The sequence below is a fragment of the Polaribacter sp. 2305UL8-11 genome, from assembly GCF_058147165.1.
Map to the genome: position 1 here is coordinate 118,318 of NZ_JBYVJW010000009.1, position 24,708 is coordinate 143,025.

A 24,708-nucleotide genomic window follows, 5' to 3' on the forward strand; every position below is an offset into this window, starting at 1 on the left:
TTTTCTCAATACTTTTTCTTTTCCTTCTCAATAAAATAAAAGACTAGAATTGACTCATAAAAAAAACAATAAAAAATGAAAAAAATAGTATTCATATTCAGTTTGTTCTTGATTGTCTTTACTACTCAATCACAAGAAATAAAAAAGAAAAAAAACGCTAAAGTTTCTTTTGAGGTTGATGGTATTTGCGGAATGTGTAAAAAGCGAATTGAAACTGCTGCCTTAAAAACAAAGGGTGTAAAGTTTGCTTTATGGAGTGTAAAAACACATCAACTAAATTTAATTATGGACGAGCGTAAAACAGATGTTTCAACCGTTCAAAAAAATATTTTAAAAGTTGGTCATGATGTAATTTTAGCCGAGAACAAAAAGTTAGAAGCAAAAACGGAAGCATATAACTCTGTACATCCTTGTTGTAAATATAGAGATGAAGAAATTATTTTAGATCATGAAGGAGGTTTAAAAAAGCAGAAAAAACAGTAAATTAATTTCGATATTTTACATGTATAAAAAAATCCGATAGAAATTCTATCGGATTTTTTTAGCGTTAATTATTTAGGTTCAAGTTTATTTTTTTCTGTATTGAAATTAACTTTCCAGAGCTTGTAATACCTTCTAAAAAGATAATTATGTTTTTTTGATCTAATGTTGGTGTTTTAAATTTAGTTTTACTTTTTTGGGCTTCGATCTCTATACCATCACTCCAATATATAGATCCATAGTTTTTAAAATAATTAGAATTAGTATCGTAAAGAGGATCATAATATTCTTTGTAAGTTACATAACCAGTTTTAAGATTGTATTGTAAAACCTTATTGTTAAACTTGTTTTTAGACCTATAAGTGTCCTTAGTATACAAATAAATTTCTTTATCAGAATAATGAATTTCGGTCAAATCATCAACGCTAACTCCATTTAATTGAGATGGGTCATAACTAATATCAACATCATCAAAATAAATTCTTTTTCTTAAACTAGTTGCTGTTCTGTACCTAACAAAAGGGGTAGGATTTATACCAAATGTTAGAGGTAATATTTGATTTAATTCACCATTTAAGTCATTAACACCAATATTTGTAAATCTTTCTCTTGTTTCTATACTCATTCCTTGACTTACCATATCATCAGCAGCTAACTCTCTTGCAATATTTGCTGTTCCTTGTGTATTGTTAAAATTTCTGTAGTTTCTAGGTAAAAATCCTAAATTTCTTAATAGAAAAGATAAATTTTTTGTGCCTTTATAACTTTTGTCTATGATAATATTTTTGCGTGAAACACGATTAAATATAGGATTGTATTTTGTTTTGCTAATTTTTGTTTTTAAAAATATCTCGTCTAAAGAGACTCTATTAAAACTATCAAATTTATAACTATTAATATTGTTTGCTAAATTATTTTCTACATTGATATAATTATCTATAACTTTAAAAGCACTTGTATTAAAGGAATTGGTTTTAATGTATCCTTTTGTTTTTTTTATCTTATTGTTTTCGAATGCTGCAAAAGCTAGGTTAGAGTTTTCTTTAAGAAAAAGATTTTCAAAACTAAAAGAATTTCCTTTTATTTTTTTTGTAATTAATAAATTATTAGAAGGTGAAATTAAATAGACCTTTACAGAATCTTTTTTTCTATTTATATTTAGTGCACCATTTATTGTAATTCCATTTTCGTTTAGATAAGAATAGTTATTTGTTGGATAAAAGATGTTTTGCCAATTATATTTACTCCATCCTTGGGTTTGTAATAATAAATCTAATTCACTAATTTTTTTTCTATTCGTTTTTGTAAAGTAATAGTAAGGTTCTTGTATATTACCTTTTATGTAAGGCTTAAGTAGAAATTGAGTGATAAGTGAATTTGCATAATTAGTTGCTTTTGTAGATGCAGGTAATATTGATGCACTCAGAAAAGTAATATCATTATTTTTTTCCTTTTTTAATAAAGATATTTCTATAGAATCATTATTAATAGAAGAGGTTTTAATTTGAATATCTTCAAGAAGGTTTTTATTGTAGTTAAAAAATATCCTTTCTGAAATAGGTTGATTGTTGTTATCAAATAATGTTGCTATTTGAATTCCATTAGCTAATTTCTTTTTTGCGATAACTAAATTGTAAATATTTTCGTTCTCATTAAATAGAATTGTTCTTTCTAAGACTTGATTAGTATTGTGTATATATAATTTAAATTTTTTTGAACTTAAATTTTTTAAACTTTTAAAATTGGTGCCAACCATAAATCGTACAAAAGGAGTTCCGTTGTTTTCTATATTAAATGATATACCATAGTTTTCTGCTTTTGGTATTTTATTTTTAATTACAGTATTATTATCTATTGTATATTTTACATAGTATTGCTTATCCTTATTATAGTAAAATTTAACTTTACCTAAACCAAATTTATTTGTAGTAAAAGTAGAAACGATATTGTTTTTGTCATCAATAATTTCACCTTTGTCTATTTTTATTCCAATATTATTGCTGTTTTTAACAACAACTCCATAAGTATTCTTGAAATTAGTGATAGCATTCCCACCTTCTGGTAATATTTGTGTTTCAATTTTTACATCAGTTAACTGATTATCTTTTTTAGAATGATTAGATTTTATAATTGTTATTTTTTGTGTGAAAGAAAAATCTTCTTTAAAGTTTTTCATCCAATTGGTTGCAGTTTTAATAAAATAATAATCATCTACAAATGTTGAGTCTATTTTTAAGTTACCATAAGCAATTCCGTTTTCTACGTAAAGTAGTTTTTTTTCTTTCAGTTTTCCTTCTTTATCATAAATAAGACAATATAAATTTCTGGTAAAGTCAGATAATTTTTGATCTTTGTGATTTAAAACGTAGGCTTTTAACCAAATTTCTTCACCAATTGTAAAAGTAGTTTTGTTTAAGTGTAAATAAGGTATTTCTCTATTGGCTTCAAAGTATTTACTATATAATGTGTCTAATTTTTGTTGGCTAAAAAGAGAAATGCTTAAGAAAAGTAGAAAATAAGTAGTTGTTTTTTTCATAATTTTTGGTTGATTAAATTTGAAAAAAAGTATCAAGTTTTATGCCACAAAAAAATCCGATAGAATTTTCTATCGGATTTTTTATTAGTTATTTAAATGAATATCTAATTTTTTCTGAATTGAAATTAACCTTCCAGAGCTTGTTATACCTTCTAAATACAAAATCATTTTATCTTGATTTAGTGTTGGAACTTTAAATGAAATATTGCTTTTTTTTGAAGAAATTTCTATATCTGATTTCCAATAAATAGCTCCAAAATCTTGAAAACTTTTTGAGGTTGTATCGTATTTTGGACTGTAATATTTTTTACTTTCTGTAAAACCTAAAGGTATTTTATATGTTAAGATTTTTCCAAATTTAGTTTTACTTCTTCTGCCTTCTGTGTTTATGTAAAAGAATATTTCGTTTTCTCCATAATGGATTTCACTAAAGTCTGTTACTCTAAAATCTTGTAAAAGACCTGCCCCTAGTCTAAGAGGTATGTTATTTAAAAATAAAGTTATTGGAGCACCAGCATATCTTGATCTTGCAGCAGATCTATAAACTACAATATTACCATCAGAGCCATAAGGGATAGCAGGTATAAAGTAACCTAACTGCCTTAAAAATATAAAAACGTCTAAAGTACCCATATAATCCTCATTAATTTTAACCATTCTTCTGTTTAAACTATTTAGCCAAAAAGGTCTAAACTTAGGTTTGTTTAACTCAGATTTTAAAGTAATTTCATCTAGTTTAATTCTTTTTTCATCAAAAACTTTAGAAATTTCTAAATCTTTAATCAAATTAAAATCAGGGTTAGAAGTTGCTCTTCTTTTGATATTTATTGTAAATGGTGTGTTAATATTTTTTTGCCTTATATATCCTTTTGTTTTAATAATTTTAGAATCATTTGATGATATAAAATTTATATCATCCTTATCTTTTAAGTAAAGGTTTTTATAAGAAAACCTGTTGTTTTTTACCTTTTCAGTAATTAAAGAATCGTTACCAGAAACCATTAAGTATACTTTTTTTGCTTTTCTTTTAGTATTTAAAACTCCATTTAAAGTAATTCCATTTTCAGATTCATATTGGTAATTAATTGGCGAGTAAAAAATATCTTTCCAATCATATTTGCTCCATCCTTGAGTTTGTAGTAATAAATCTAACTCAATTAATTTTTTTCTGTTGGTTTGTGTGAAATAATATGCAGGGTTTTGGATATCACCTTTTATAAAAGGCTTTAGTAAAAATTGAGAAATAATAGAGTTTGAAGGTTTGTATGCTTTAGTTTGTTCTGGTAAAATTGAAGCACTTAAATAAATAACATCTTTCGTGTTTTTTTTAATTAATGAAATAGATAAAGAATCATTTTCTTTATTTAAAAAGTCTATTTTTATATTTTCAACAATTTCTTTATCATAGTTAAAAAGCAGTCTTTCTGCTACAGGATTATTATTATCATCAAAAAGAGTAATTATATTAATTCCTTTATTTAATTTATTGGTGGCAATAATTAAATTATATAAATTTTCTTTTTTATTAAAAGTAATAGTTTTTTCTAGTACTGAATTTGTGTTGTGTATGTAAATTTTGAATTGCTTACCATTCAAACTACTTAAGCTTCTATTATTAGTGCCTACAGCAATTCTAATAAATGGAGTTGCTTTATTCTCTACTTGAAGGGAAACTCCAGATTTTGCTGCTTTTGGAATTTCTTTTTTAATAATTTTTCCATTATTTAGGGTAATTTTTGCAGTATATGATTTATTTTCTTTGTAGTAGAAGCTTGAATTGGCTAAACCAAAATTATTTGTATTAAATTTTGTAATTATATTTTCTTGTTCATCTAAAATTTCTCCTTTTTTAATTTGAATACCTACGTTGGATTTATTTTTTACAACAATACCATAATTATTATTAAAATTTTCTAATGCATGACCACCTTCTGGGAGCAGTTGTATTTCATAATTATCAGTAATTTTTTCTGTTTTTTTATTTTCTAAATCTTTAGGGTTGAACACTGTAATTTTTTGGTTATAGGAAAAGTCTTCTTTAAAGTTTCTCATCCAATTGGTAGCCGTTTTTAAAAAGTAAGTTTCTTTGGTAAATGTAGAATCTATTTTAAAATTAGCTTTAGCAATTCCATTTTCTACATACAGTAATTTTTTATCCTTTAATTTTCCGTCTTTATCGTAAATAAGGCAGTAAAGATTTCTAGTAAAGTCTGATAATTTTTTATTTTTTTGGTTTAAAACATAGGCTTTTAACCAAAGTTCTTCTCCAACAATAAAAATGGTTTTGTTAAGATGTAAGAAAGGAATTTCTCTGTTATCTTTAAAATAGTTACTGTATAATGCATCAATTTTTTGCTGACTAAATATAGATAGGCTTAGTAAGATTAGTAGGATAGAGATGTTTTTTTTCATAGTATAGGTTGGTTTATATTTCTGAATTAATATCAAAAATTATACCAACAAAAAATCCGATAGAAATTCTATCGGATTTTTATTTTCAAATATAATTTTAGCAAGAGTAAGATGCTTGCAAACCCACGCTTGTGGGTTACATCATTCCTGGCATTCCACCACCCATTGGAGGCATTCCACCAGCAGGAGCATCTTCTTTAATATCTATTAAAGCACATTCTGTTGTAAGAATCATACCTGCAACAGAAGCTGCATTTTCTAAAGCTACTCTAGTTACTTTTTTAGGGTCAATAATTCCTGCATCTAACATGTCTACATAAGCATCAGATTTTGCGTCGTAACCAAAATCTTTTTTACCTTCTAAAACCTTGTTGATAACTACTGAGCCTTCACCTCCAGCATTTTCTACGATAGTTCTTAAAGGAGATTCAATGGCTTTGTTTACAATTTGCACACCAGTGGTTTCGTCTAAATTATCTGTAGCTAATTTTTCTAACACTTTTTTAGCGCGCACTAAAGCAACACCACCACCAGCAACAATACCTTCTTCTACAGCAGCTCTTGTTGCATGTAAAGCATCATCAACTCTATCTTTCTTTTCTTTCATTTCTACTTCAGAAGCAGCACCAACATATAAAACTGCAACACCACCAGCTAATTTAGCCAAACGCTCTTGTAGTTTTTCTTTATCATAATCTGATGTTGTTGTTTCTATCTGAGTTTTAATTTGATTTACTCTTGCTTTAATTGCAGAAGCATCACCTGAGCCATTTACAATTGTGGTATTGTCTTTATCGATGGTTATGCCTTCTGCAGTTCCTAATAAATCTAAGGTTGCATTTTCTAAAGAAAAACCTCTTTCTTCAGAAATTACTGTTCCTCCAGTTAAAATAGCAATATCCTCTAACATTGCTTTTCTTCTATCTCCAAAACCTGGTGCTTTTACTGCAGCAATTTTTAAGCCTCCTCTTAATTTATTTACTACTAAAGTAGCTAACGCTTGTCCATCTACATCTTCAGCAATTATTAAAAGAGGTCTTCCAGATTGAGAAACTGGCTCTAAAATTGGAAGAATTTCTTGTAAGTTAGAAATCTTTTTATCAAATAATAAAATATATGGATTTTCTAAATCTGCAATCATTTTATCTGCATCTGTAACAAAATAAGGAGATAAATAACCTCTGTCAAATTGCATACCTTCTACAACATCTACATAAGTATCCATTCCTTTTGCTTCTTCAACAGTAATAACACCTTCTTTACCAACTTTAGTAAAAGCGGTTGCTATTAAATCTCCAATAGTATTGTCGTTATTTGCAGAAATTGCTGCAACTTGTTTTATCTTTTCTGAGGAATTACCAACTTTTTGGGTTTGTTTTTCTAAATCTGCAACAATTGCTTCAACTGCTTTGTCAATTCCACGTTTTAAATCCATAGGATTTGCGCCAGCAGCAACGTTTTTTAAGCCCTCTTTTACAATTGCTTGTGCCAATACAGTTGCAGTTGTAGTTCCATCACCAGCTAAATCATTGGTTTTAGAAGCCACTTCTTTAACCATTTGAGCTCCCATGTTTTCAAGCTCGTTTTCTAATTCTACTTCTTTTGCAACAGAAACACCATCTTTAGTTACTGTTGGTGCACCAAAAGATTTTGAGATAATTACATTTCTTCCTTTTGGTCCTAAAGTTACTTTTACTGCATTTGCTAAAGCATCAACTCCTCGTTTTAAGCCATCTCTAGCTTCTATATCAAATTTTATGTCTTTTGCCATTTTTACTACGCTTTGTGCCATTTGCTCTAAGCTTTATGCTTTATACAATTGGCTATTATTTTAATTTTTCTTTTAATTATATTAATTTCATGATTTAATTTGATAAAAGTAGTTTTATCAATATAATTTAAATCTTTTAAAACCTCTCATAACTATGTTTATAACTTAAGGCATAAAGCCAAAAGCTATTAAATAATTGCAAGAATATCAGATTCACGCATCATTAAATAATCTACACCATCTAATTTTAAATCGGTTCCACCATATTTACCATATAAAACAGTATCACCAACTTTTACAGTTAATGGCTCGTCTTTTTTACCATTACCAACTGCAACTACAGTTCCTTTTTGTGGTTTTTCTTTTGCATTATCTGGAATAATTAATCCAGAAGCTGTTTTTGTCTCTGCTGGAGCAGGCTCTACAAGAACTCTGTCTGCTAAAGGTTTAATATTTAAACTCATTTTATATAATTTTTTTTGATTAATTAAATTGTGTTTTCACTCTATAAATAGTCAGAAATTATGCCATGAATACAAAACTGACATTTTTTCTTTGATTGATTTTTTTATAGAAAAATAGAATAAAAAAAATGCCAACGTGTCATTTACGTTGGCATTCTCTAGTTTATTATTTAAATCGAAGTTTAAATGCTGTCTTTTGTTGTTGAAGGTATTGTATTATCTACAGGAGTAGTGGTTTCTACACCATCTAACTTGTCTTTTAATTCAAAACCATTTCCATCACCTCTTTCTATTGCAAAGTTTGATAAAAGAATTAATGCAAACATAGCAATTGCTAGGGTCCAAGTAGTTCTGTCTAAGAAATTATTTGTGTTTTGAACACCACCTAAAGATTGTGCTCCACCACCACCAAAAGAAGAAGATAATCCACCTCCTTTAGGATTTTGTACCATAACTATTAATATTAATACCACAGCTACTAATAATATGACACCTAAAAATAAGTTATAACTCATGATTTATTTTTTTGTAAAATTTTTACTTTTTTAATTTGGTCTGCAAAGTAACCACTTTTTTCTGGATATTTCAAACTTAAAATTCTGTAAGCTTGAATAACACTTTCATATTTTTTTTGCTCTAAATAAACTTTAGCTAAAGTTTCTGTCATTAAAGCAGCATCCTGCTTATTTGCTTTCACAGGAATGCTTATTTTTTTATCTTTTGATAAAGGTTCTATTTTTGGATTGTTTTCTATAAACTTATCTATAATCGCTTCTTTTTTCTCAGTTTCTATATGCTGTTTTGAGGCAGTTCTAACAATTGTTTTTTTTGTAGAGAGTTGCAGCCATTCTCCAAAAGAATGATTTTCTGATGAGTAGAAAGTAATAGGTTTTCCAATATTTAATGCTTCTTTAATAGTAGAAACAGATTGTTTTGATGTTGCTGTTGCTGTTTCTTTTTCTGAAGGATGGATGGCTTTTAAAGAAGTTTCAACAATGTTTTCTTCGGATATTTTCTCTGAAATCTGCTGATGTATATCTTCTTTTTGAGCGTTAAAATCATCAGAAGTGATATAATTAAATAAAACTGTTCTATCTGTTGTGTAAGCTGCACTTAGTTTTAATTCATTGTTGTATTTAAAGCTATCTTGATTTTTTAATCCTTTTAAATACAAAGTTCTAGCAGCTTGGAAATAAGGAAATTCATCTACAATAGATTTTAACTCAACAGTTTCTAGTTGCTGGATATTTTGCTTCTTTTCTAAGATTTCTATGAATGTGTTTTTATTCAAATTTGTATTTTTCTTCTAACTTCTAACTTCTAACTTCTAACTTCTAACTTCTAACTTCTAACTTCTAACTTCTAACTTCTAACTTTTATTACCATTTAGCTACAGAAGCATTAAAGATATCTTGTGTTATTCTTTCTAAAATTTCTTCTAAAGCAGATTCTAAAATACCACCTGTTAATTGTACTGTAGCATCTACATCAGAGTAGAATGAGAATTGCTTTTCAAAATCATCTTTTTCGTTTAATTTGTTTACAAAGCGAACATTTACAGTTACTGTTAGTCTATTTTGAGCAGCAGTCTGGTTTGCAGTAGCACTCATTGGGTTAATTCGATATCCTGTGATTTCTCCACTAAAATATAAATCTCCATTAGAATTTGTTAAAGTTAAGTTGGTTTGTCTTGTAAATAAATCTCTCAGGTTTTCCGTAAAAGTTTGACTTAAAGTTGGTTCTACTAAAGGTGCTTGATTTGGGAAAAAATCTATTTGTACAGTTTGTGCATTTCCTATATTAACTCCAGAAAATGAGTATATACCACATCCAATAAATGTTGAAACTAGTAGTAATGATAAAATTATTTTTTTCATTTTTATTTATTCAAAAGAAAATGGGTTTCAAAATTCTATATTCAAATTTAAAAATTTTTGAATCTTATAATGAAAACCTTAATCCTACAAATCGTATTGTTTAATTTTTCTATACAAAGTTCTTTCAGAAATTCCCAATTCTTTAGCTGCTAACTTACGTTTATTATTGTTTTTCTCTAAAGATTTTTTAATCATTTCTATTTCTTTGTCTTGTAAAGATAAAGATTCGTCTTCTTCAATCGTCTCAATAAAATCATAATTTTTTTCTGTAGATGTTTCTTGAGGGATATTTAAAACTTCAATATTTGTTTTTTGATTTTCTTGATTTCTATAGATTTTTTCTATCAATTGATGATGCTCTTCTTGTACCTCCTCAACATTCCCATTTTTCATCAAATCTAACGTCAATTTCTTTAAATCGTTAATATCATTACGCATATCAAACAAAATTTTGTACATGATATCACGTTCTGTAGAAAAATCATTTTCTTTTTTACCTCCAATTACTGCAGGAAAATTCCCTTTATTATCAGGTAAGTATTGTTGTAACTTAGCTCCAGATACTGTGCGATTTTCTTCAATTACAGAAATTTGTTCAGCCAAGTTTTTTAATTGACGGATGTTTCCAGGAAAACGATAATTTAATAGCACATTTACAGCATTTTCGTCTAATCTGATAGATGGCATTCTGTATTTCTGAGCAAAATCTGAAGCAAATTTTCTGAATAACAAATGAATATCATCATTACGTTCTCTTAACGCTGGTAAGTGAATTTCTACTGTGCTTAATCTATAATATAAATCTTCTCTAAATTTCTCTTTTTCAATAGCAGACTGCATATTAACGTTGGTTGCAGCTACAATTCTAACATTGGTTTTTAAAACTTTTGATGACCCCACTTTTATAAATTCTCCATTTTCTAAAACACGTAGTAAACGTACTTGTGTTGTTAAGGGTAATTCCCCAACTTCATCTAAAAAAATGGTTCCACCATCAGCCACTTCAAAATACCCTTTTCTATCTTGTGTTGCACCTGTAAAAGCTCCTTTTTCGTGTCCAAACAATTCACTGTCTATAGTTCCTTCAGGAATGGCACCACAGTTTACAGCAATATATTTTGCATGTTTTCTGTGTGATAAAGAATGTATAATTTTAGGAATATTTTCTTTACCAACACCACTTTCTCCTGTAACCAAAACAGAAATATCTGTAGGAGCAACTCTTACTGCTTTTTCTAAAGCACGATTTAGCTGAATATCGTTTCCGATAATTCCAAAACGTTGTTTTAAAGCTTGTAAATTTTCCATTTCTTTTCTTTAGAATAGGGAAAAAAGAATAAAGAGAAAAGATTCGTTCTTTGTTCTTATCTCTTGCTTCTCTTTTCTAAAAATTAATTATTATCAGAATACCCAACTGCTTTACCAATTAAAGTAGCAGAAGTACAGTCTTCTATCTTAACATTTACAAAATCACCTAATTTATAATGTTCTTTAGGAAAAACAATTACAGTGTTTTGTGTATTTCTTCCTTTCCATTGATTTGGGTCTTTTTTAGAAGTCCCTTCAATCAAAACTTCCTCCGTTTTTCCTAAATGTTGTTGTGTTCTGTATAAAGCGTGTTTTTGTTGTAAATCGATGACTTCTGTTAAACGACGTTTTTTTACATCATTTGGGACATCATCATTCATTTTTTTACCAGCTAAAGTTCCAGGTCTTTCAGAATACGCAAACATAAAACCAAAATCATATTTTACATATTCCATTAAATCTAAAGTATCTTTGTGATCTTGCTCAGTTTCTCCACAAAAACCAACAATCATATCTTGTGATAAAGCCATTTCTGGGATAATTTTGTAGATATTATCTACCAACTCCATATATTCTTCACGCGTATGTTGTCTATTCATTGCTTTTAACATTGCATTACTTCCACTTTGCACAGGCAAGTGAATGTATTTGCAAATGTTTTTGTGTTTTGCCATTGTATGAATCACATCTAAACTCATATCTTGAGGATTAGAAGTAGAAAAACGAAAACGTGTTTTTGGGAATTGAGTTGCACACATGTCTAACAATTGTGCAAAATCAACTGCTGTAGCTTGTGCCATTTCTGAAGCTTTGTTGAAATCCTTTTTCAAGCCTCCTCCATACCATAAAAAACTATCTACATTTTGTCCTAAAAGTGTAATTTCTTTAAAGTTTTGATCAACCATAGATTGAATTTCGGCTAGAATACTTTTTGGATCTCTGCTTCTTTCTCGTCCACGAGTAAAAGGCACCACACAAAACGTACACATATTATCACAACCTCTGGTAATCGATACAAATGCAGAAACTCCGTTAGAATTTAAACGAACAGGGGCAATATCTCCATACGTTTCTTCTTTAGATAAAATAACGTTTACAGCATCTCTACCTTCATTTACTTCTTCTAATAAATTAGGTAAATCTTTATAAGCATCAGGTCCAACAACTAAATCAACAATTTTTTCTTCTTCTAAGAATTTTTCTTTTAAACGTTCTGCCATACAACCTAAAACACCAACCTTCATTTTTTTGTTAGATTCTCGTTTAACACGATTGTATTTTTGCAATCTTTTTCTGACTGTAGTTTCTGCTTTTTCTCTGATAGAACACGTATTTACCAAAACCAAATCAGCTTCCTCTAAAATTTGAGTGGTATTATACCCTTGTTTATCTAAAATTGCAGCTACAATTTCACTGTCATTCATATTCATTTGGCAGCCATAGCTTTCAATGAATAACTTCTTAGAATTTTGTTCTTTATTTTCGGTTACAAGTGCTTTGCCTTGTATTTTTTCGTCTATAATTTTTTCTATGGGTTCCATCTATCAATGTATCATTAAAAGGTTTGCAAATATACAACCAAAAATGAAAATTAATGACAAATTGGCAGAAAACAAATTTCTTTTTATTCATTTTTTGGAGAAAAGAAAGCACTTTTATCATTTGAAGTAAATATTTTATAGATTTGATTTTTATACATTTAAGCATTGATGATTTTTTTCAATACCTAATTTTAACTAAAATAACCCTATTAATGAATAAAAAAGTAAGCATTATTGTAAAGCTATTATTAGTTTTTTTAGTGGTAATAAGTTGTAATAAGTCTACGAAACAATCTAAAAAAGCTACTTTAAATTCAAAAATAGAATCCAAAGTAGATTCTGTGTTAAGTTTGATGAATTTAGATGAAAAGATTGGACAAATGGTGCAGTATTCTGCAGGTGGTGATTTAACAGGGCCTTCATCTTCTAAAAGTAATAAAGCTAAAGCCAATAAAATTAAAAAAGGGTTGGTGGGTTCTGTATTAAACGTGGTTTCTGTAAAAGAAGTTCGCAAAGCTCAAGAATTAGCAATGCAATCTCGCTTAAAAATTCCACTAATTTTTGCTTTTGATGTTATTCACGGGCTAAAAACAATTTTTCCAATTCCGCTTGCAGAAAGTGCAAGCTGGGATTTAGAATTGATTAAAAGAGCTTCTAAAATAGCAGCTAAAGAGTCTGCAGCTTCAGGGTTAAATTGGACATTTGCACCAATGGTAGATGTTTCTAGAGATGCAAGATGGGGTAGAGTAATGGAAAGTGGAGGAGAAGACCCGTATTTAAATGCTGTGGTTGGTGTTGCAAGAATTCAAGGTTTTCAAGGAAATGATCTTTCTAATAAAAACACAATAGCAGCATGTGCAAAACACTTTGCAGGTTATGGTTTTGCAGAAGCTGGTAGAGAATACAATACAATAACTGTAGGAGAATTTGAATTACACAATTCAATTTTACCACCATTTAAAGCTGCTGCAGAAGCTGGTGTTGCCACTTTTATGAATGCGTTTAATGATATTGATGGCATTCCTGCAACAGGTCATAAAATATTACAAAGAGATATTTTAAAAGGAGATTGGAAATGGGATGGCTTTGTGGTTTCAGACTGGGGTTCTATTGGTGAGTTAGTTGATCATGGTTTTGCAAAAGATAAAAAACAAGCTGCAGAAATTGCTTTAAAAGCGGGTTCTGATGTAGATATGGAATCTAATTCTTATGAAAATTATTTAAAAGAATTAGTATCAGAAAATAAAAGTTACATCACTTATATAGATGATGCAGTTAGAAGAATTTTAAGATTAAAATTTAAATTAGGGTTATTTGATGATCCTTTTAAATATTGTGATGCAGAAAATGAAAAAAATAATATTTATACCAAAGAACATCTAGCAATTGCAAAAGAAGCTGCAAAAAAATCGATTGTATTGTTAAAAAATGAAAACAATGTTCTACCAATTTCTAAAAACATAAAAAGTATTGCAGTAATAGGTCCTTTTGCAAATGATAAAAATAATGCGTTAGGCAATTGGCGTGGAAAAGGAGTTTACAATTCTGCAGTTTCGTTATTAGAGGGAGTAAAAAATAAAACTGGTAAAAATACAAAAGTATATTATGAAAAAGGAATTGATTTAACTATACCCACTGTAAAACCAGGAGATAATCAGTTTATGATTCCTTTAAAAATAAATACCAAAAATAAGTCAGGTATTGCTAAAGCAGTTAGCATTGCTAAAAAAGCAGAGGTTGTCTTTTTAGCAGTAGGAGAAGATGCATATCAATCTGGAGAAGGAAGAAGTTATACAAATATTGGTTTTGCTGGCTTGCAAAATGAGTTGATAGAGGCTGTTTACAAAGTAAATAAAAACATTGTTTTAATTTTATCAAATGGAAGACCAATGGATATTTCTAATGTACATAAAATCTTACCAGGAATTTTAGTTACTTGGCATTTAGGGAGTGAATCTGGAAATGCAATTGCAGATGTTTTGTTTGGAGATTACAATCCGTCAGGAAAATTACCAGTTTCGTTTCCAAGAAACGTTGGGCAAGAACCTTTATATTACAATCAAAAAAATACAGGTAGACCTAATAATGATGTTCATGTAACTTATTCTGGCTATGATGATGCTAAAAAAACACCTTTATATCCTTTTGGTTTTGGTTTAAGTTATACTTCTTTTTCTTATGATAATTTAAAAGTTGATAAAGAAAAAATGACACCAGAAGATAAAATCATACTTTCTGTAGATGTAAAAAATACAGGAGATATAAAAGGAGAAGAAGTTGTACAGTTGTATATAAGAGATTTAGTAGGTAGTATAATTAGACCTGTAAAAGAATTAAAGGGGTTTCAAAAAATTGAATTAAAAGCAGGAACAACAAAAACGGTTTCTTTTACGATTGATAAAAAAGTACTCCAATTTTATACAATTAACAAAAAATGGGAAGTAGAATCTGGAGATTTTCATCTTTTTGTTGGTGGGAATTCGCTAACAAATCTCATGCAAAAAATTACTGTAGAATAATTTTTTTCTGTTAAAAGTGATGTAAAAATCAATCTTTAAATTTTTAATAAAAAAAAACTACATACTTTTGCAATCCGAAAACACGCAGTTTTTAATTGCAGTAATTACGACAAAAGAAAGATAAATGGCAAAGAATTTAGTAATTGTAGAGTCACCAGCAAAAGCAAAAACCATCGAAAAATTTCTTGGAAAAGATTTTCAAGTAGAATCTAGTTATGGGCACATTGCAGACTTACCATCCAAAGAGTTAGGTATTGATGTAGAAGGAGATTTTAGTCCAAAATATATAATTTCTGATGATAAAAAACCAGTCGTAAAAAAACTAAAAAGTTTAGCAAAAAAAGCAGAAACAGTTTGGTTAGCAAGTGATGAAGATAGAGAAGGAGAAGCAATTGCTTGGCATTTAAAAGAGCAGTTAGATTTAAAAGATGCCAATACAAAACGTATTGTTTTTCATGAAATTACCAAAAAAGCCATTTTAAAAGCAGTCGAAAATCCAAGAGATATCGATTATAATATGGTAAACGCACAACAAGCACGTAGAGTTTTAGACAGACTTGTTGGGTATGAGCTTTCACCAGTTTTATGGCGTAAAGTAAAAGGAGGTTTGTCTGCAGGAAGAGTACAATCTGTAGCTGTAAGATTAATTGTAGAAAGAGAAAGAAGTATTCAAGAATTTAAAGCAGAAACACATTATAAAGTAGTTGCAGAATTTTTAAATGATGAAGGGAAGAAGTTTAAGGCTACAATTCCAAAGAATTTCTCTTCTAAAACAGCAGCAGAAGACTTTTTAAAATCGTGTGCAAACGCTAATTTTTCTATTGCAGATTTAACCAAAAAACCAGCAAGAAAATCGCCAGCAGCACCATTTACAACATCAACTTTACAACAAGAAGCATCACGTAAATTAGGGTATCCTGTAGGAAAAACCATGCAAGTTGCACAACGTTTGTATGAGGCAGGTTTAATAACCTATATGAGAACAGATAGTGTTAATTTATCTGTAGATGCAAGAAACGAAGCAGCAGAAGAAATTATAAATTCTTACGGAAAAGAATATAGCAAACAACGTGTTTTTAAATCGAAAGCAAAAGGAGCGCAAGAAGCGCACGAAGCTATTAGACCAACAAACATGAAAATGCATTCTATAGATACAGAATACGATCAAAACAGATTGTATGATTTAATTTGGAAAAGAACGTTGGCATCTCAAATGAGTGATGCACAATTAGAAAGAACCAATGTAAAGATTGAAAATTCTGAAAACGATAAAATCTTTACTGCAAATGGAGAAATGATAAAGTTTGATGGTTTCTTAAAAGTGTATTTAGAGGGGACTGATAATGAGGAAGAAGAGCAAGCAGGAATGCTGCCAAATCTAAAGGTAAATGATAAATTGGAGTATGAATTTATAAATGCTACACAACGTTTTACGAGTCCACCTTATCGTTTTACAGAAGCATCTTTAGTAAAACAATTAGAAGAATTGGGTATTGGTAGGCCATCTACGTATGCACCAACAATTTCTACAGTGCAAAGAAGAGGTTATGTAGAAAAAGGAACAAATGAAGGCGTAGAAAGAAATTACGAACAATTAATTTTATCTGCTGGAAATGTAAAAAGTCAAACTTTAACAGAGAAAACAGGTTCAGATAAAAATAAGTTAGTTCCTACTGATATAGGAAATATTGTAAATGACTTTTTAGTAGCAAACTTTTCTAATATTTTAGATTTCGGATTCACAGCCAAAGTAGAAAATTCTTTTGATGATATTTCTGAAGGTGATGAAGATTGGATAGAAATGATAAAAGGTTTTTACACCAAGTTTCATGATAATGTAGAAGACGTAAAAGAGAATGCAGATAGAGAAAGTGGAGAACGTATTTTAGGAAAACATCCACAAAGTGGAAAAACAGTTTTGGTACGTTTAGGTAAATTTGGACCTATTGCACAAATTGGAGCTCCAGAAGACGAAGAAAAGCAATTTGCTAGCTTAAATAAAGATCAAAATTTAGGTACAATAACATTAGAAGAAGCTTTAGAGTTGTTCTTATTGCCAAAAACCTTAGGAACTTACGAAGGCGAAGAAGTAATTGTTTCTAATGGACGTTTTGGACCTTATATTCGTTTTGGTAAACTATTTGTTTCCTTAGATAAAGGAGAAAATCCAATGGAAGTAGATTTAGAAAGAGCACAAGAGCTAATTGTTGCAAAACAAAAAGCAGATGCACCAATTGCGCATTATGAAGAATTGCCTGTGCAAAAAGGTGTTGGACGTTTTGGGCCTTTTATTAAGTGGAATGGAATGTTTATCAACGTTAGTAAAAAATACGATTTTGATAATTTGTCTGAAGACGATATTGTTGAGTTAATCGAAGTAAAAAAGCAGAAAGAAATAGACAAAGTTATCCATAATTGGGAAGATGTTGGTATTCGTGTAGAAAAAGCAAGATGGGGACGTTTTAACGTTTTAAAAGGAAAAATTAAGATAGAATTGCCTAAGACTACCAAAATCGAAAAACTTTCTAAAGAAGAAGCTGTTAAAATGATTGAGGCAAAAACCCCAAAGAAAAAAGTAACAAAAAGAAAAACAACAGCTAAAAAAACTACAAAAAAGAAATAAGTATTTCTTATATTGCATTCCATTAGAAAAAAAATTGATGAACCAAGATTTTTTAACCCCTATAAAAGATTCGGTTGTAGCACATTTAGTGTTGCAGTCTTCTTTATGCTTAGGAAAGAAAATTAGATTTCACTCAAATCAAGAAGGTTTCCCAGATTTAGAAAATGTGCAAATTGCTATTTTTGGAGTTCAAGAAGACAGAAACTCTGAAAATAATTTTGGATGTGGAGAAAATTTACAGTTCATTAGAAGGAAATTGTATCAATTATTTCCAGGTAATTGGCATACAGAAATTGCAGATTTAGGGAATATTTTAAAAGGAAATGCAGTTTCCGATACTTATTTTGCAGTACAGCAAACCATAACAGCACTTTTAACAAAGAACATCATACCAATTATTATTGGAGGAGGTCAAGATATTACTTACGTAAATTACAGGGCTTATGATACTTTAGAGCAAACTGTAAATATAACAGCTGTAGATAGTAGGTTTGATTTGGGTAATTTAGATGATGAGCTAACTTCACAGTCTTATTTGAGCAAAATTATTATGCAAGAACCTAATAATTTGTTTAATTACAGTAATGTTGGGTATCAAACGTATTTTAATCCTCAAGATGAAATTCAGTTGTTAGATAATTTATTTTTTGATGCCTACAGGTTAGGAAATGCAAAAGAATTAGAAAGCATAGAACCCGCTTTTAGAAATGCAGATATTGTTTCTATAGATTTAGGTGCAGTTAGGCAAAGTGAAGCTCCTGCTAACAATAATGCATCACCAAATGGTTTTTATGGCGAAGAAATTTGCGCCATTTCTAGGTATGCAGGTTTAAGTGATAAAGTATCATCATTTGGTATTTACGAGTACAACTCTAAATACGATAACAATCATCAAACCGCTAATTTAATAGCGCAAATGATATGGTATTTTATAGAAGGTGTTAATTTTAGAGTAAAAGATTATCCTTTTTCAGGAAAAGAAAATTACCAAAAATTTACGGTTTTATTAGAAGATGATGATCCAATTGTGTTTTATAAAAGTAATAAATCTGGCAGATGGTGGATGGAGATAAATATTTTATCAGATAATAAATACAAAAGACATGCGTTAATACCATGTACATATAAAGATTATGTAGAAGCAACCAATCAAAAAATGCCAGAAAAATGGTACAAAGCAATGAGAAAGTTGTTATAATTAAATAAATATTTAAAATAGTACGTTAAATTCAATTTCAAGATTGTTTTTTAGCAAAAAAAATAATAGGTTTACGAACTTTTTAGTAAAGATATATTACAATATGAAAAAAGCAGCAGTATTTGCACTTTTAATAGCAGTTATTTATAGTTGTGGCTCTAATGATAGAGGAGAATTGGTGGGAGTAAAAGTGAAAAAGAAGTGGTTTTCAGAAAAACCATTTGGGATGGCTTTAATTCCTGGAGGTTCTTTTACAATGGGTAAACAAGATCAAGATGTTCTAGGTACACTAAATACACCACCTAAAACAGTAACTGTTAGACCTTATTACATGGATGAAACAGAAATTACAAACAATGAATATAAAGAGTTTGTATATTGGGTTAGAGACTCTGTAGTTAGAACAAGGTTAGGATACCAACAAGAATTTGCAGAAATGTCTAGTACAGCAAATCCTGATGGTACACCTCTTTCTGGAGGTATACATGAATTTAAATTCGCAGTTGCAGACACAACAGATGCTACAGCCTACCAAAAATACATGTACGAAAACTACTGGAGTTTAGGAGATGGTATAGATTCTATAAAACCTTTAAATTGGGATGCAGATATTATTTGGAAAAAAGAAGATTTTCCTGATGTAGACTATGTAGAGGTTATGGATTCTTTATATATACCTAGAGAAGAAGCAGTAGATGGTATCAGAACTTTTAATACAAAGTTTTTAAAATACAGATACTCTTGGTTTGATAGAGACAATGCAGCAAGAAAAGGTGGTAATAGAAAAGATTTTGTAAAAACGGAAGTTTTAAATATCTATCCAGATACAACAGTTTGGGTAAAAGATTTCAATTATTCTTATAATGATCCAATGCACCAAGATTATTTTTACCATCAATCTTATGGAGATTATCCTGTAGTAGGAGTTACTTGGGGGCAAGCAAACGCATTTTGTAACTGGAGAACAAAAAAGAAAAACGATTATTTAAGAGGCAGAAAAAATGCAACATCTGTTCCTGATTTTAGATTACCAACAGAGGCAGAATGGGAGTATGCAGCAAGAGGAGGTTTAGAATTTGCAACATATCCTTGGGGTACAGGAGGTACAACTAGTGATAGAGGATGTTTCTTAGCCAACTTTAAACCAGTAAGAGGTAATTATGCAGTAGATGGTGCTTTGTATACAATGGAAGCAAAATCTTTTAATGCCAATGATTATGGTTTATATAATATGGCTGGGAATGTTTCTGAATGGACAAATTCAGCTTACAACTTATCTTCTTACTATATGGCATCTACAATGAATCCAAATGTAGAAGATAGAAAAAATAAAAGAAAAATAATTAGAGGAGGTTCTTGGAAAGACGTTGCGTATTTCTTAGAAGTTGGTTCTAGAGATTTTGAATACGCAGATACAGCAAGAAGTTACATAGGCTTTAGAACTGTACAAAACTACATTGGTACAACAAATAAATAAATTTACTTAAAACCCTAAATTTTTAAAAATAGATATTATGGCACAGTCAAGAGCATACAAAAGAAACATGAATTTCGTTTACGGAATTGGAGCAGCAATTGTAATTATTGGAGCTTTATTTAAAATTCAGCATATCGAAATTTTTGGAATAACTGGAGGTATGATGTTAACAGTAGGTTTAATTGCAGAAGCAATTGTATTTTTTATATCTGCTTTTGATACACCAGACGAAGATTTAGATTGGTCTAAAGTATATCCAGAGTTAGGAGATGCTGGAATATCATCAGACAATGATGATAAAAAACTAGGTGCAGATGGTATGTTGTCTCAAAAATTAGACAATTTATTACAAGAAGCAAAAATAGACTCAAGCTTAATGGAAAGCTTAGGAAGCAGTATGAAAAACTTTCAAAGTGCAGCAGAAGGTTTGTCTGCAGCATCAGAATCTGTAGCTTCTACCAATAAATATAACGAAGAAATGTCTAAAGCTGCCTTACAAATGGAGTCTTTAAACAATTTATATAGAATACAAGTAGAAAACTCTAGCAAACAAGCAGAATTAAACACTGCTGTTGTAGAAAATACAGAAAGATTAAAAGAACAAATGGATGCTTTAGCAAAAAATATGTCATCTTTAAACGGAGTTTATGGAGGTATGCTTTCTGCAATGTCTTCAAAATAATAATTAGTTAAAAATAAATGTTTAACAAATTAAAAACTAATTAGAATGGCGTCAGGAAAAATGTCTGCAAGGCAGAAGATGATTAACTTAATGTATCTTGTATTTATTGCAATGTTAGCATTAAATATGAGTAAAGAAGTATTATCTGCTTTTGGTTTTATGAATGAAAAATTGGTAGAAAACAATAAATCTACTACAGAAAAAAATAATGAAGCCTATGCTAATTTAGCAAGAAAAGCTTCTGAACAAGCTGCAAAATTTGGACCATTAAAAAAACAAGCAGATAAAATTAAAGGATATTCATCTGATTTTTATACATATTTAGGTGATTTAAAAACTAAAATGACTGCAGATGTAGAAGATAAGAAAGATTATGAAAGAATGGATAAAACAGACTTTCTAGATGAATATTTTTTTAAAGGAGATAATTATACTGCAGAAGGACAAGAGTTTTTAGACAAAATTAATGGTTACAGAAGAAATGTTATAAGTGTTTTAGGAAATGATAGCAAATTTGTACCAATTTTAAATAAAAGATTTTCAACAGAACCTGAGGAAAATAGAGATGGGAAAACAATTGATTGGTTAGATTATAGGTTTAAAGGTTTTCCTTTAGTAGCCTCTCTTACAAATATTACTCAAATGCAAGCCGATGTTAAAAATACAGAAGCAGATATTGTTGCAGATTTATTAGGAGGTAAAATAGAAGAAGCTCTATCTTTAAACAACTATGAAGGTATAGTAAGTTTAAATAAAACTGCCTATTTTGCTGGAGAGAAGGTCACAGGTCAAGTAGTTTTAGGACGTTATGACGCAACTTTAGTGCCAAACAAAGTTACCTTAAATGGAAAAGATGCTACAGATAAAGTAAAAGACGGTCAAGTTATTATAGATATGCCAGCAGGTAATGTTGGAGAAAAAACTATAAAAGGAACAATTTTCTTTACAGAAAATGGAAAAGATGTTCCAGTAAATTTTGAAAGTAAATACTCTGTAATTGCAGAACCAAGTAGTGCAGTTGTATCTGCAGATAAAATGAATGTGGTATATCGTGGTTTAGACAATCCAATATCTGTGTCTTTACCAGGAGTTGGTGCAAACGATTTAAGAGTTTCTGCTTCAGGTGGTAAATTAACAAAAAGAGGTAAAGGTTTTATAATAAGACCTGGAGCTGGTAATATTGCTACAATAAACGTAAGCGCAAAACTAAGTAGTGGTAAAACAGTAACCTCTAAAGCAACATTTAGAATAAAAGACATCCCTGCAGCTACTGGAATGGTTAGAGGACAATTTGGTACTGTTAGAATGCCAAAATCTGCATTAGCTAGAGCTCCTATAACTGCTGGTATTCCAGATTTTGAATTCGATTTAAATATTAAAGTAACAGGCTTCAAAATAAAAATACCAGGACAATTAACCATTGTTGTAAATGGTTCAACATTAACTGCAGCTGCCAAACAAAAACTATCAAAAGCAAAAAGAGGAGATATCGTAAATATTTACGCTATCAAAGCCAAAGCTAATGGATACAATTTAAAAAGAGTTTTGCCAGTTAATATAGAAGTAACAAACTAGAAGTTAAAAAAATAAAATATGATTAAAAATTGTTTCATACTATTTTTCACTTTACTACTAAGTAGCTCAATACATGCGCAAGCCAATTTATTGAATGCGAAAAGTGTAGATCAAATAGGTGTAAAAAGTCAACAGCAATTAGCTGCAGATAATGATGGTCCTATTCCTTACGGATATGTAGACGATAGAGACGTAATGTGGTCTAAAGTAGTTTGGGAATTTATCGATTTAAATCAAAAGATAAACTTGCCTTATTACTTTCCAATAGATACCACTAATATTTCTAGTGATAGAAGATCTCTGTTCGATACTTTAATTAAAGGAATCAAACAAGGTAAAATTAAAGACGCTTACTCAGACTCTTTCTTTACTTCAAAAATCACTCAAAATGAAATTGATTCTAGATTGGTAAGTATTAGAGAAGAAAACGGTTATACAGACACTCTTAATCTTCAAACACAAGATGTAGAAGGGTATATGATTAAAGGAATGTGGTATTTTGACAAACGTCAAGGAGAATTAAAGTACAGACTATTGGCATTAGCACCAATGGGTAAAGATGTACAAACTATTGGTGTAGAAGATATAGAAGACGATAATTTATACGAATTATTCTGGGTATTTTACCCATCTACAAGAGAAGTTTTACACGATGCAAAAGTATTCAACCCTAAAAATGCATCACAACCTATTTCATTCGATCACATGTTAAATGCTAGAAGATTTAGCTCAACCATTGTTAGAGAAGAAAATATTTATGGTAACAGAGCTATAGAAGATTATGTTCGTGGTAATTCTTTATTTCAATTGCTAGAAGCTAACAAAATTAAAGAAGATATTAGAAATCGAGAAATGGATATGTGGAACTATTAATTGAAAAAAGTTGCACGAGTTTCAGCTCGTCATTCAATTAAAGTTTTCACTTCTTTATAAACAGGAAACCATAAAATATACAATACAAACGTTAGCGAAAGCTAGCGTTTTTTTATGGAATCTATTTCCTGCTTCTTGTGCAAAACTTGTTTTAGTCTTATTTTTGGTACAAGTTTGTTTATTCTTCACAAATTTACTCGAACTGACAATTAAAAATGAGTTCAAAAACTCAGTTTAATTTGAGTTAAGCCAGTTTGCAAACTTGTTAGAATACTAAGAAAAATAAAGGTAAACTTGCGTATTTTTGTCCTATGGAAGTAGATTATATCATAGTTGGTTTAGGATTAGCTGGTCTTGCATTTTGCGAAGAACTCATTGCAGCTAAGAAAACTTTTGTAGTTTTTGAAGATGACTCTCAAACCTCTTCTTTAGTAGCTGGTGGTGTTTATAATCCTGTTATTTTAAAAAGATTTACACCAGTTTGGAATGCTACTGCACAATTAGAAATTGCACTACCTTTTTACGAACATCTAGAAAAAAAGTTAAACATATCTATAGACGAAAAATTTACGATTAAAAAAGCTTTTAAATCTATAGAAGATCAAAATAATTGGTTTTCTGTTTTAGACAACCCGAAATTAGTAGATTATTTAGATGCAAAGTTAGATCATAATAACTACAAAGGAGTAATTGCAGATTTTAATTTTGGAAATGTAAAAAATGCAGGTAGAATAGACACTAAAAAATTAGTAGAAGCTTACAGAAAATATTTGGCAGATAAAAATTTAATCTATTTCCAGCAATTTAAACATCAACAAATAGTATTAGAAGAAAAAGGGTTGGTTTATAAAAATATCCACGCCAAAAGAATTGTTTTTTGTGAAGGATTTGGCATCAAACAAAATCCGTATTTTAACTACTTACCTTTAAATGAAGCAAAAGGAGAGCTGTTAACTATTTATGCTCCAGAATTGGAAATCGATTTTTTATTAAAATCTACATTGTTTGTGCTTCCATTAGGCAATAATCATTACAAAGTTGGAGCTACTTTTAATTGGACAGACAAAACCTCTAATCCTTCAAAAGAAGGAAAAGAAGAGTTGATAGAAAAACTTAAAAAAGTAATTAATATTCCTTTTATAATAGTAGACCAAACTGCAGGAATAAGACCCACAGTTGCAGGTAGAAGACCTTTGGTGGGTAAACACCCAGAACATTCTCAACTAATTGTATTAAATGGTTTAGGAACTCGTGGAGTAATGATAGCACCAACTGTAGCTAAAAATCTTTTTAATTATCTAGAAAATAACGAACCTTTAGATAAAGAAATAGATATTAATAGGTTTATCTAGTGCTCTCTTTATAATTGATT

Annotated in this window: 18 protein-coding genes; 9 read left to right on the top strand and 9 right to left on the bottom strand. The window is 29.6% G+C overall.

The window, feature by feature from the left end; genetic code table 11:
- Positions 1 to 75: 75 nt before the first annotated feature.
- Entirely contained in the window at positions 76 to 483 is a 408-nt protein-coding gene (locus tag ACY2RW_RS09990; protein ID WP_490122581.1) for a heavy-metal-associated domain-containing protein, read from the top strand.
- 64 nt (positions 484 to 547) lie between these two features.
- On the opposite strand, the gene ACY2RW_RS09995 is transcribed toward ACY2RW_RS09990, so the two are convergent.
- The 9 genes from ACY2RW_RS09995 to miaB form a co-directional block, all read right to left on the bottom strand.
- A complete protein-coding gene (locus tag ACY2RW_RS09995; protein WP_490122582.1) occupies positions 548 to 3,016 on the bottom strand; it encodes a hypothetical protein in 2,469 nt (822 codons plus the stop codon).
- A gap of 84 nt (positions 3,017 to 3,100) precedes the next feature.
- Positions 3,101 to 5,428 (bottom strand): hypothetical protein, encoded by a 2,328-nt coding sequence (locus ACY2RW_RS10000; protein ID WP_490122583.1) that lies wholly within the window; start codon positions 5,426 to 5,428, stop codon positions 3,101 to 3,103.
- Between the two features lie 136 nt (positions 5,429 to 5,564).
- Complete coding sequence (groL, locus tag ACY2RW_RS10005) at positions 5,565 to 7,199, bottom strand: chaperonin GroEL (protein WP_490122638.1); 1,635 nt, start codon at positions 7,197 to 7,199, stop codon at positions 5,565 to 5,567.
- Between the two features lie 188 nt (positions 7,200 to 7,387).
- Positions 7,388 to 7,663, bottom strand: a complete 276-nt coding sequence (locus ACY2RW_RS10010) for a co-chaperone GroES (RefSeq protein ID WP_490122584.1) — start codon at positions 7,661 to 7,663, stop codon at positions 7,388 to 7,390.
- A gap of 182 nt (positions 7,664 to 7,845) precedes the next feature.
- Complete coding sequence (gene secG / locus ACY2RW_RS10015; protein WP_490122585.1) at positions 7,846 to 8,178, bottom strand: preprotein translocase subunit SecG; 333 nt, start codon at positions 8,176 to 8,178, stop codon at positions 7,846 to 7,848.
- A complete protein-coding gene (locus ACY2RW_RS10020) occupies positions 8,175 to 8,954 on the bottom strand; it encodes a DUF8458 domain-containing protein (protein ID WP_490122586.1) in 780 nt (259 codons plus the stop codon). The genes secG and ACY2RW_RS10020 overlap by 4 nt, the downstream gene beginning before the upstream one ends.
- Positions 8,955 to 9,042: 88 nt before the next feature.
- Positions 9,043 to 9,540: an LptE family protein gene (locus ACY2RW_RS10025; RefSeq protein WP_490122587.1), complete on the bottom strand. Its 498-nt coding sequence runs from the start codon at positions 9,538 to 9,540 to the stop codon at positions 9,043 to 9,045.
- An 84-nt stretch (positions 9,541 to 9,624) separates the two neighbouring features.
- Positions 9,625 to 10,848, bottom strand: coding sequence for a sigma 54-interacting transcriptional regulator (locus tag ACY2RW_RS10030; protein ID WP_490122588.1), 1,224 nt, complete (start codon positions 10,846 to 10,848; stop codon positions 9,625 to 9,627).
- 83 nt (positions 10,849 to 10,931) lie between these two features.
- Complete coding sequence (miaB, locus tag ACY2RW_RS10035; RefSeq protein WP_490122589.1) at positions 10,932 to 12,389, bottom strand: tRNA (N6-isopentenyl adenosine(37)-C2)-methylthiotransferase MiaB; 1,458 nt, start codon at positions 12,387 to 12,389, stop codon at positions 10,932 to 10,934.
- A gap of 212 nt (positions 12,390 to 12,601) precedes the next feature.
- On the opposite strand from miaB, the gene bglX reads away from it, so the two are divergent.
- The 8 genes from bglX to ACY2RW_RS10075 all read left to right on the top strand — a co-directional run bounded on the left by bglX (position 12,602) and on the right by ACY2RW_RS10075 (position 24,688).
- Complete coding sequence (gene bglX / locus ACY2RW_RS10040) at positions 12,602 to 14,908, top strand: beta-glucosidase BglX (protein ID WP_490122590.1); 2,307 nt, start codon at positions 12,602 to 12,604, stop codon at positions 14,906 to 14,908.
- A 124-nt stretch (positions 14,909 to 15,032) separates the two neighbouring features.
- Positions 15,033 to 17,531 (top strand): type I DNA topoisomerase, encoded by a 2,499-nt coding sequence (gene topA / locus ACY2RW_RS10045; RefSeq protein ID WP_490122591.1) that lies wholly within the window; start codon positions 15,033 to 15,035, stop codon positions 17,529 to 17,531.
- Positions 17,532 to 17,568: 37 nt separating this feature from the next.
- The gene (locus ACY2RW_RS10050; RefSeq protein WP_490122592.1) at positions 17,569 to 18,729 is read left to right on the top strand and encodes a formimidoylglutamase; all 1,161 of its coding nucleotides are present in this window, start codon (positions 17,569 to 17,571) and stop codon (positions 18,727 to 18,729) included.
- Positions 18,730 to 18,832: 103 nt separating this feature from the next.
- The gene (porK, locus tag ACY2RW_RS10055; protein WP_490122593.1) at positions 18,833 to 20,206 is read left to right on the top strand and encodes a T9SS ring complex lipoprotein PorK/GldK; all 1,374 of its coding nucleotides are present in this window, start codon (positions 18,833 to 18,835) and stop codon (positions 20,204 to 20,206) included.
- 37 nt (positions 20,207 to 20,243) lie between these two features.
- Positions 20,244 to 20,888 (top strand): type IX secretion system motor protein PorL/GldL, encoded by a 645-nt coding sequence (gene porL / locus ACY2RW_RS10060; RefSeq protein ID WP_490122594.1) that lies wholly within the window; start codon positions 20,244 to 20,246, stop codon positions 20,886 to 20,888.
- Positions 20,889 to 20,933: 45 nt separating this feature from the next.
- Positions 20,934 to 22,463 (top strand): type IX secretion system motor protein PorM/GldM, encoded by a 1,530-nt coding sequence (porM, locus tag ACY2RW_RS10065; RefSeq protein WP_490122595.1) that lies wholly within the window; start codon positions 20,934 to 20,936, stop codon positions 22,461 to 22,463.
- Between the two features lie 18 nt (positions 22,464 to 22,481).
- Entirely contained in the window at positions 22,482 to 23,336 is an 855-nt protein-coding gene (porN, locus tag ACY2RW_RS10070) for a type IX secretion system ring subunit PorN/GldN (protein ID WP_490122596.1), read from the top strand.
- Positions 23,337 to 23,647: 311 nt separating this feature from the next.
- Entirely contained in the window at positions 23,648 to 24,688 is a 1,041-nt protein-coding gene (locus ACY2RW_RS10075; RefSeq protein WP_490122597.1) for an NAD(P)/FAD-dependent oxidoreductase, read from the top strand.
- Positions 24,689 to 24,708 lie beyond the last annotated feature (20 nt).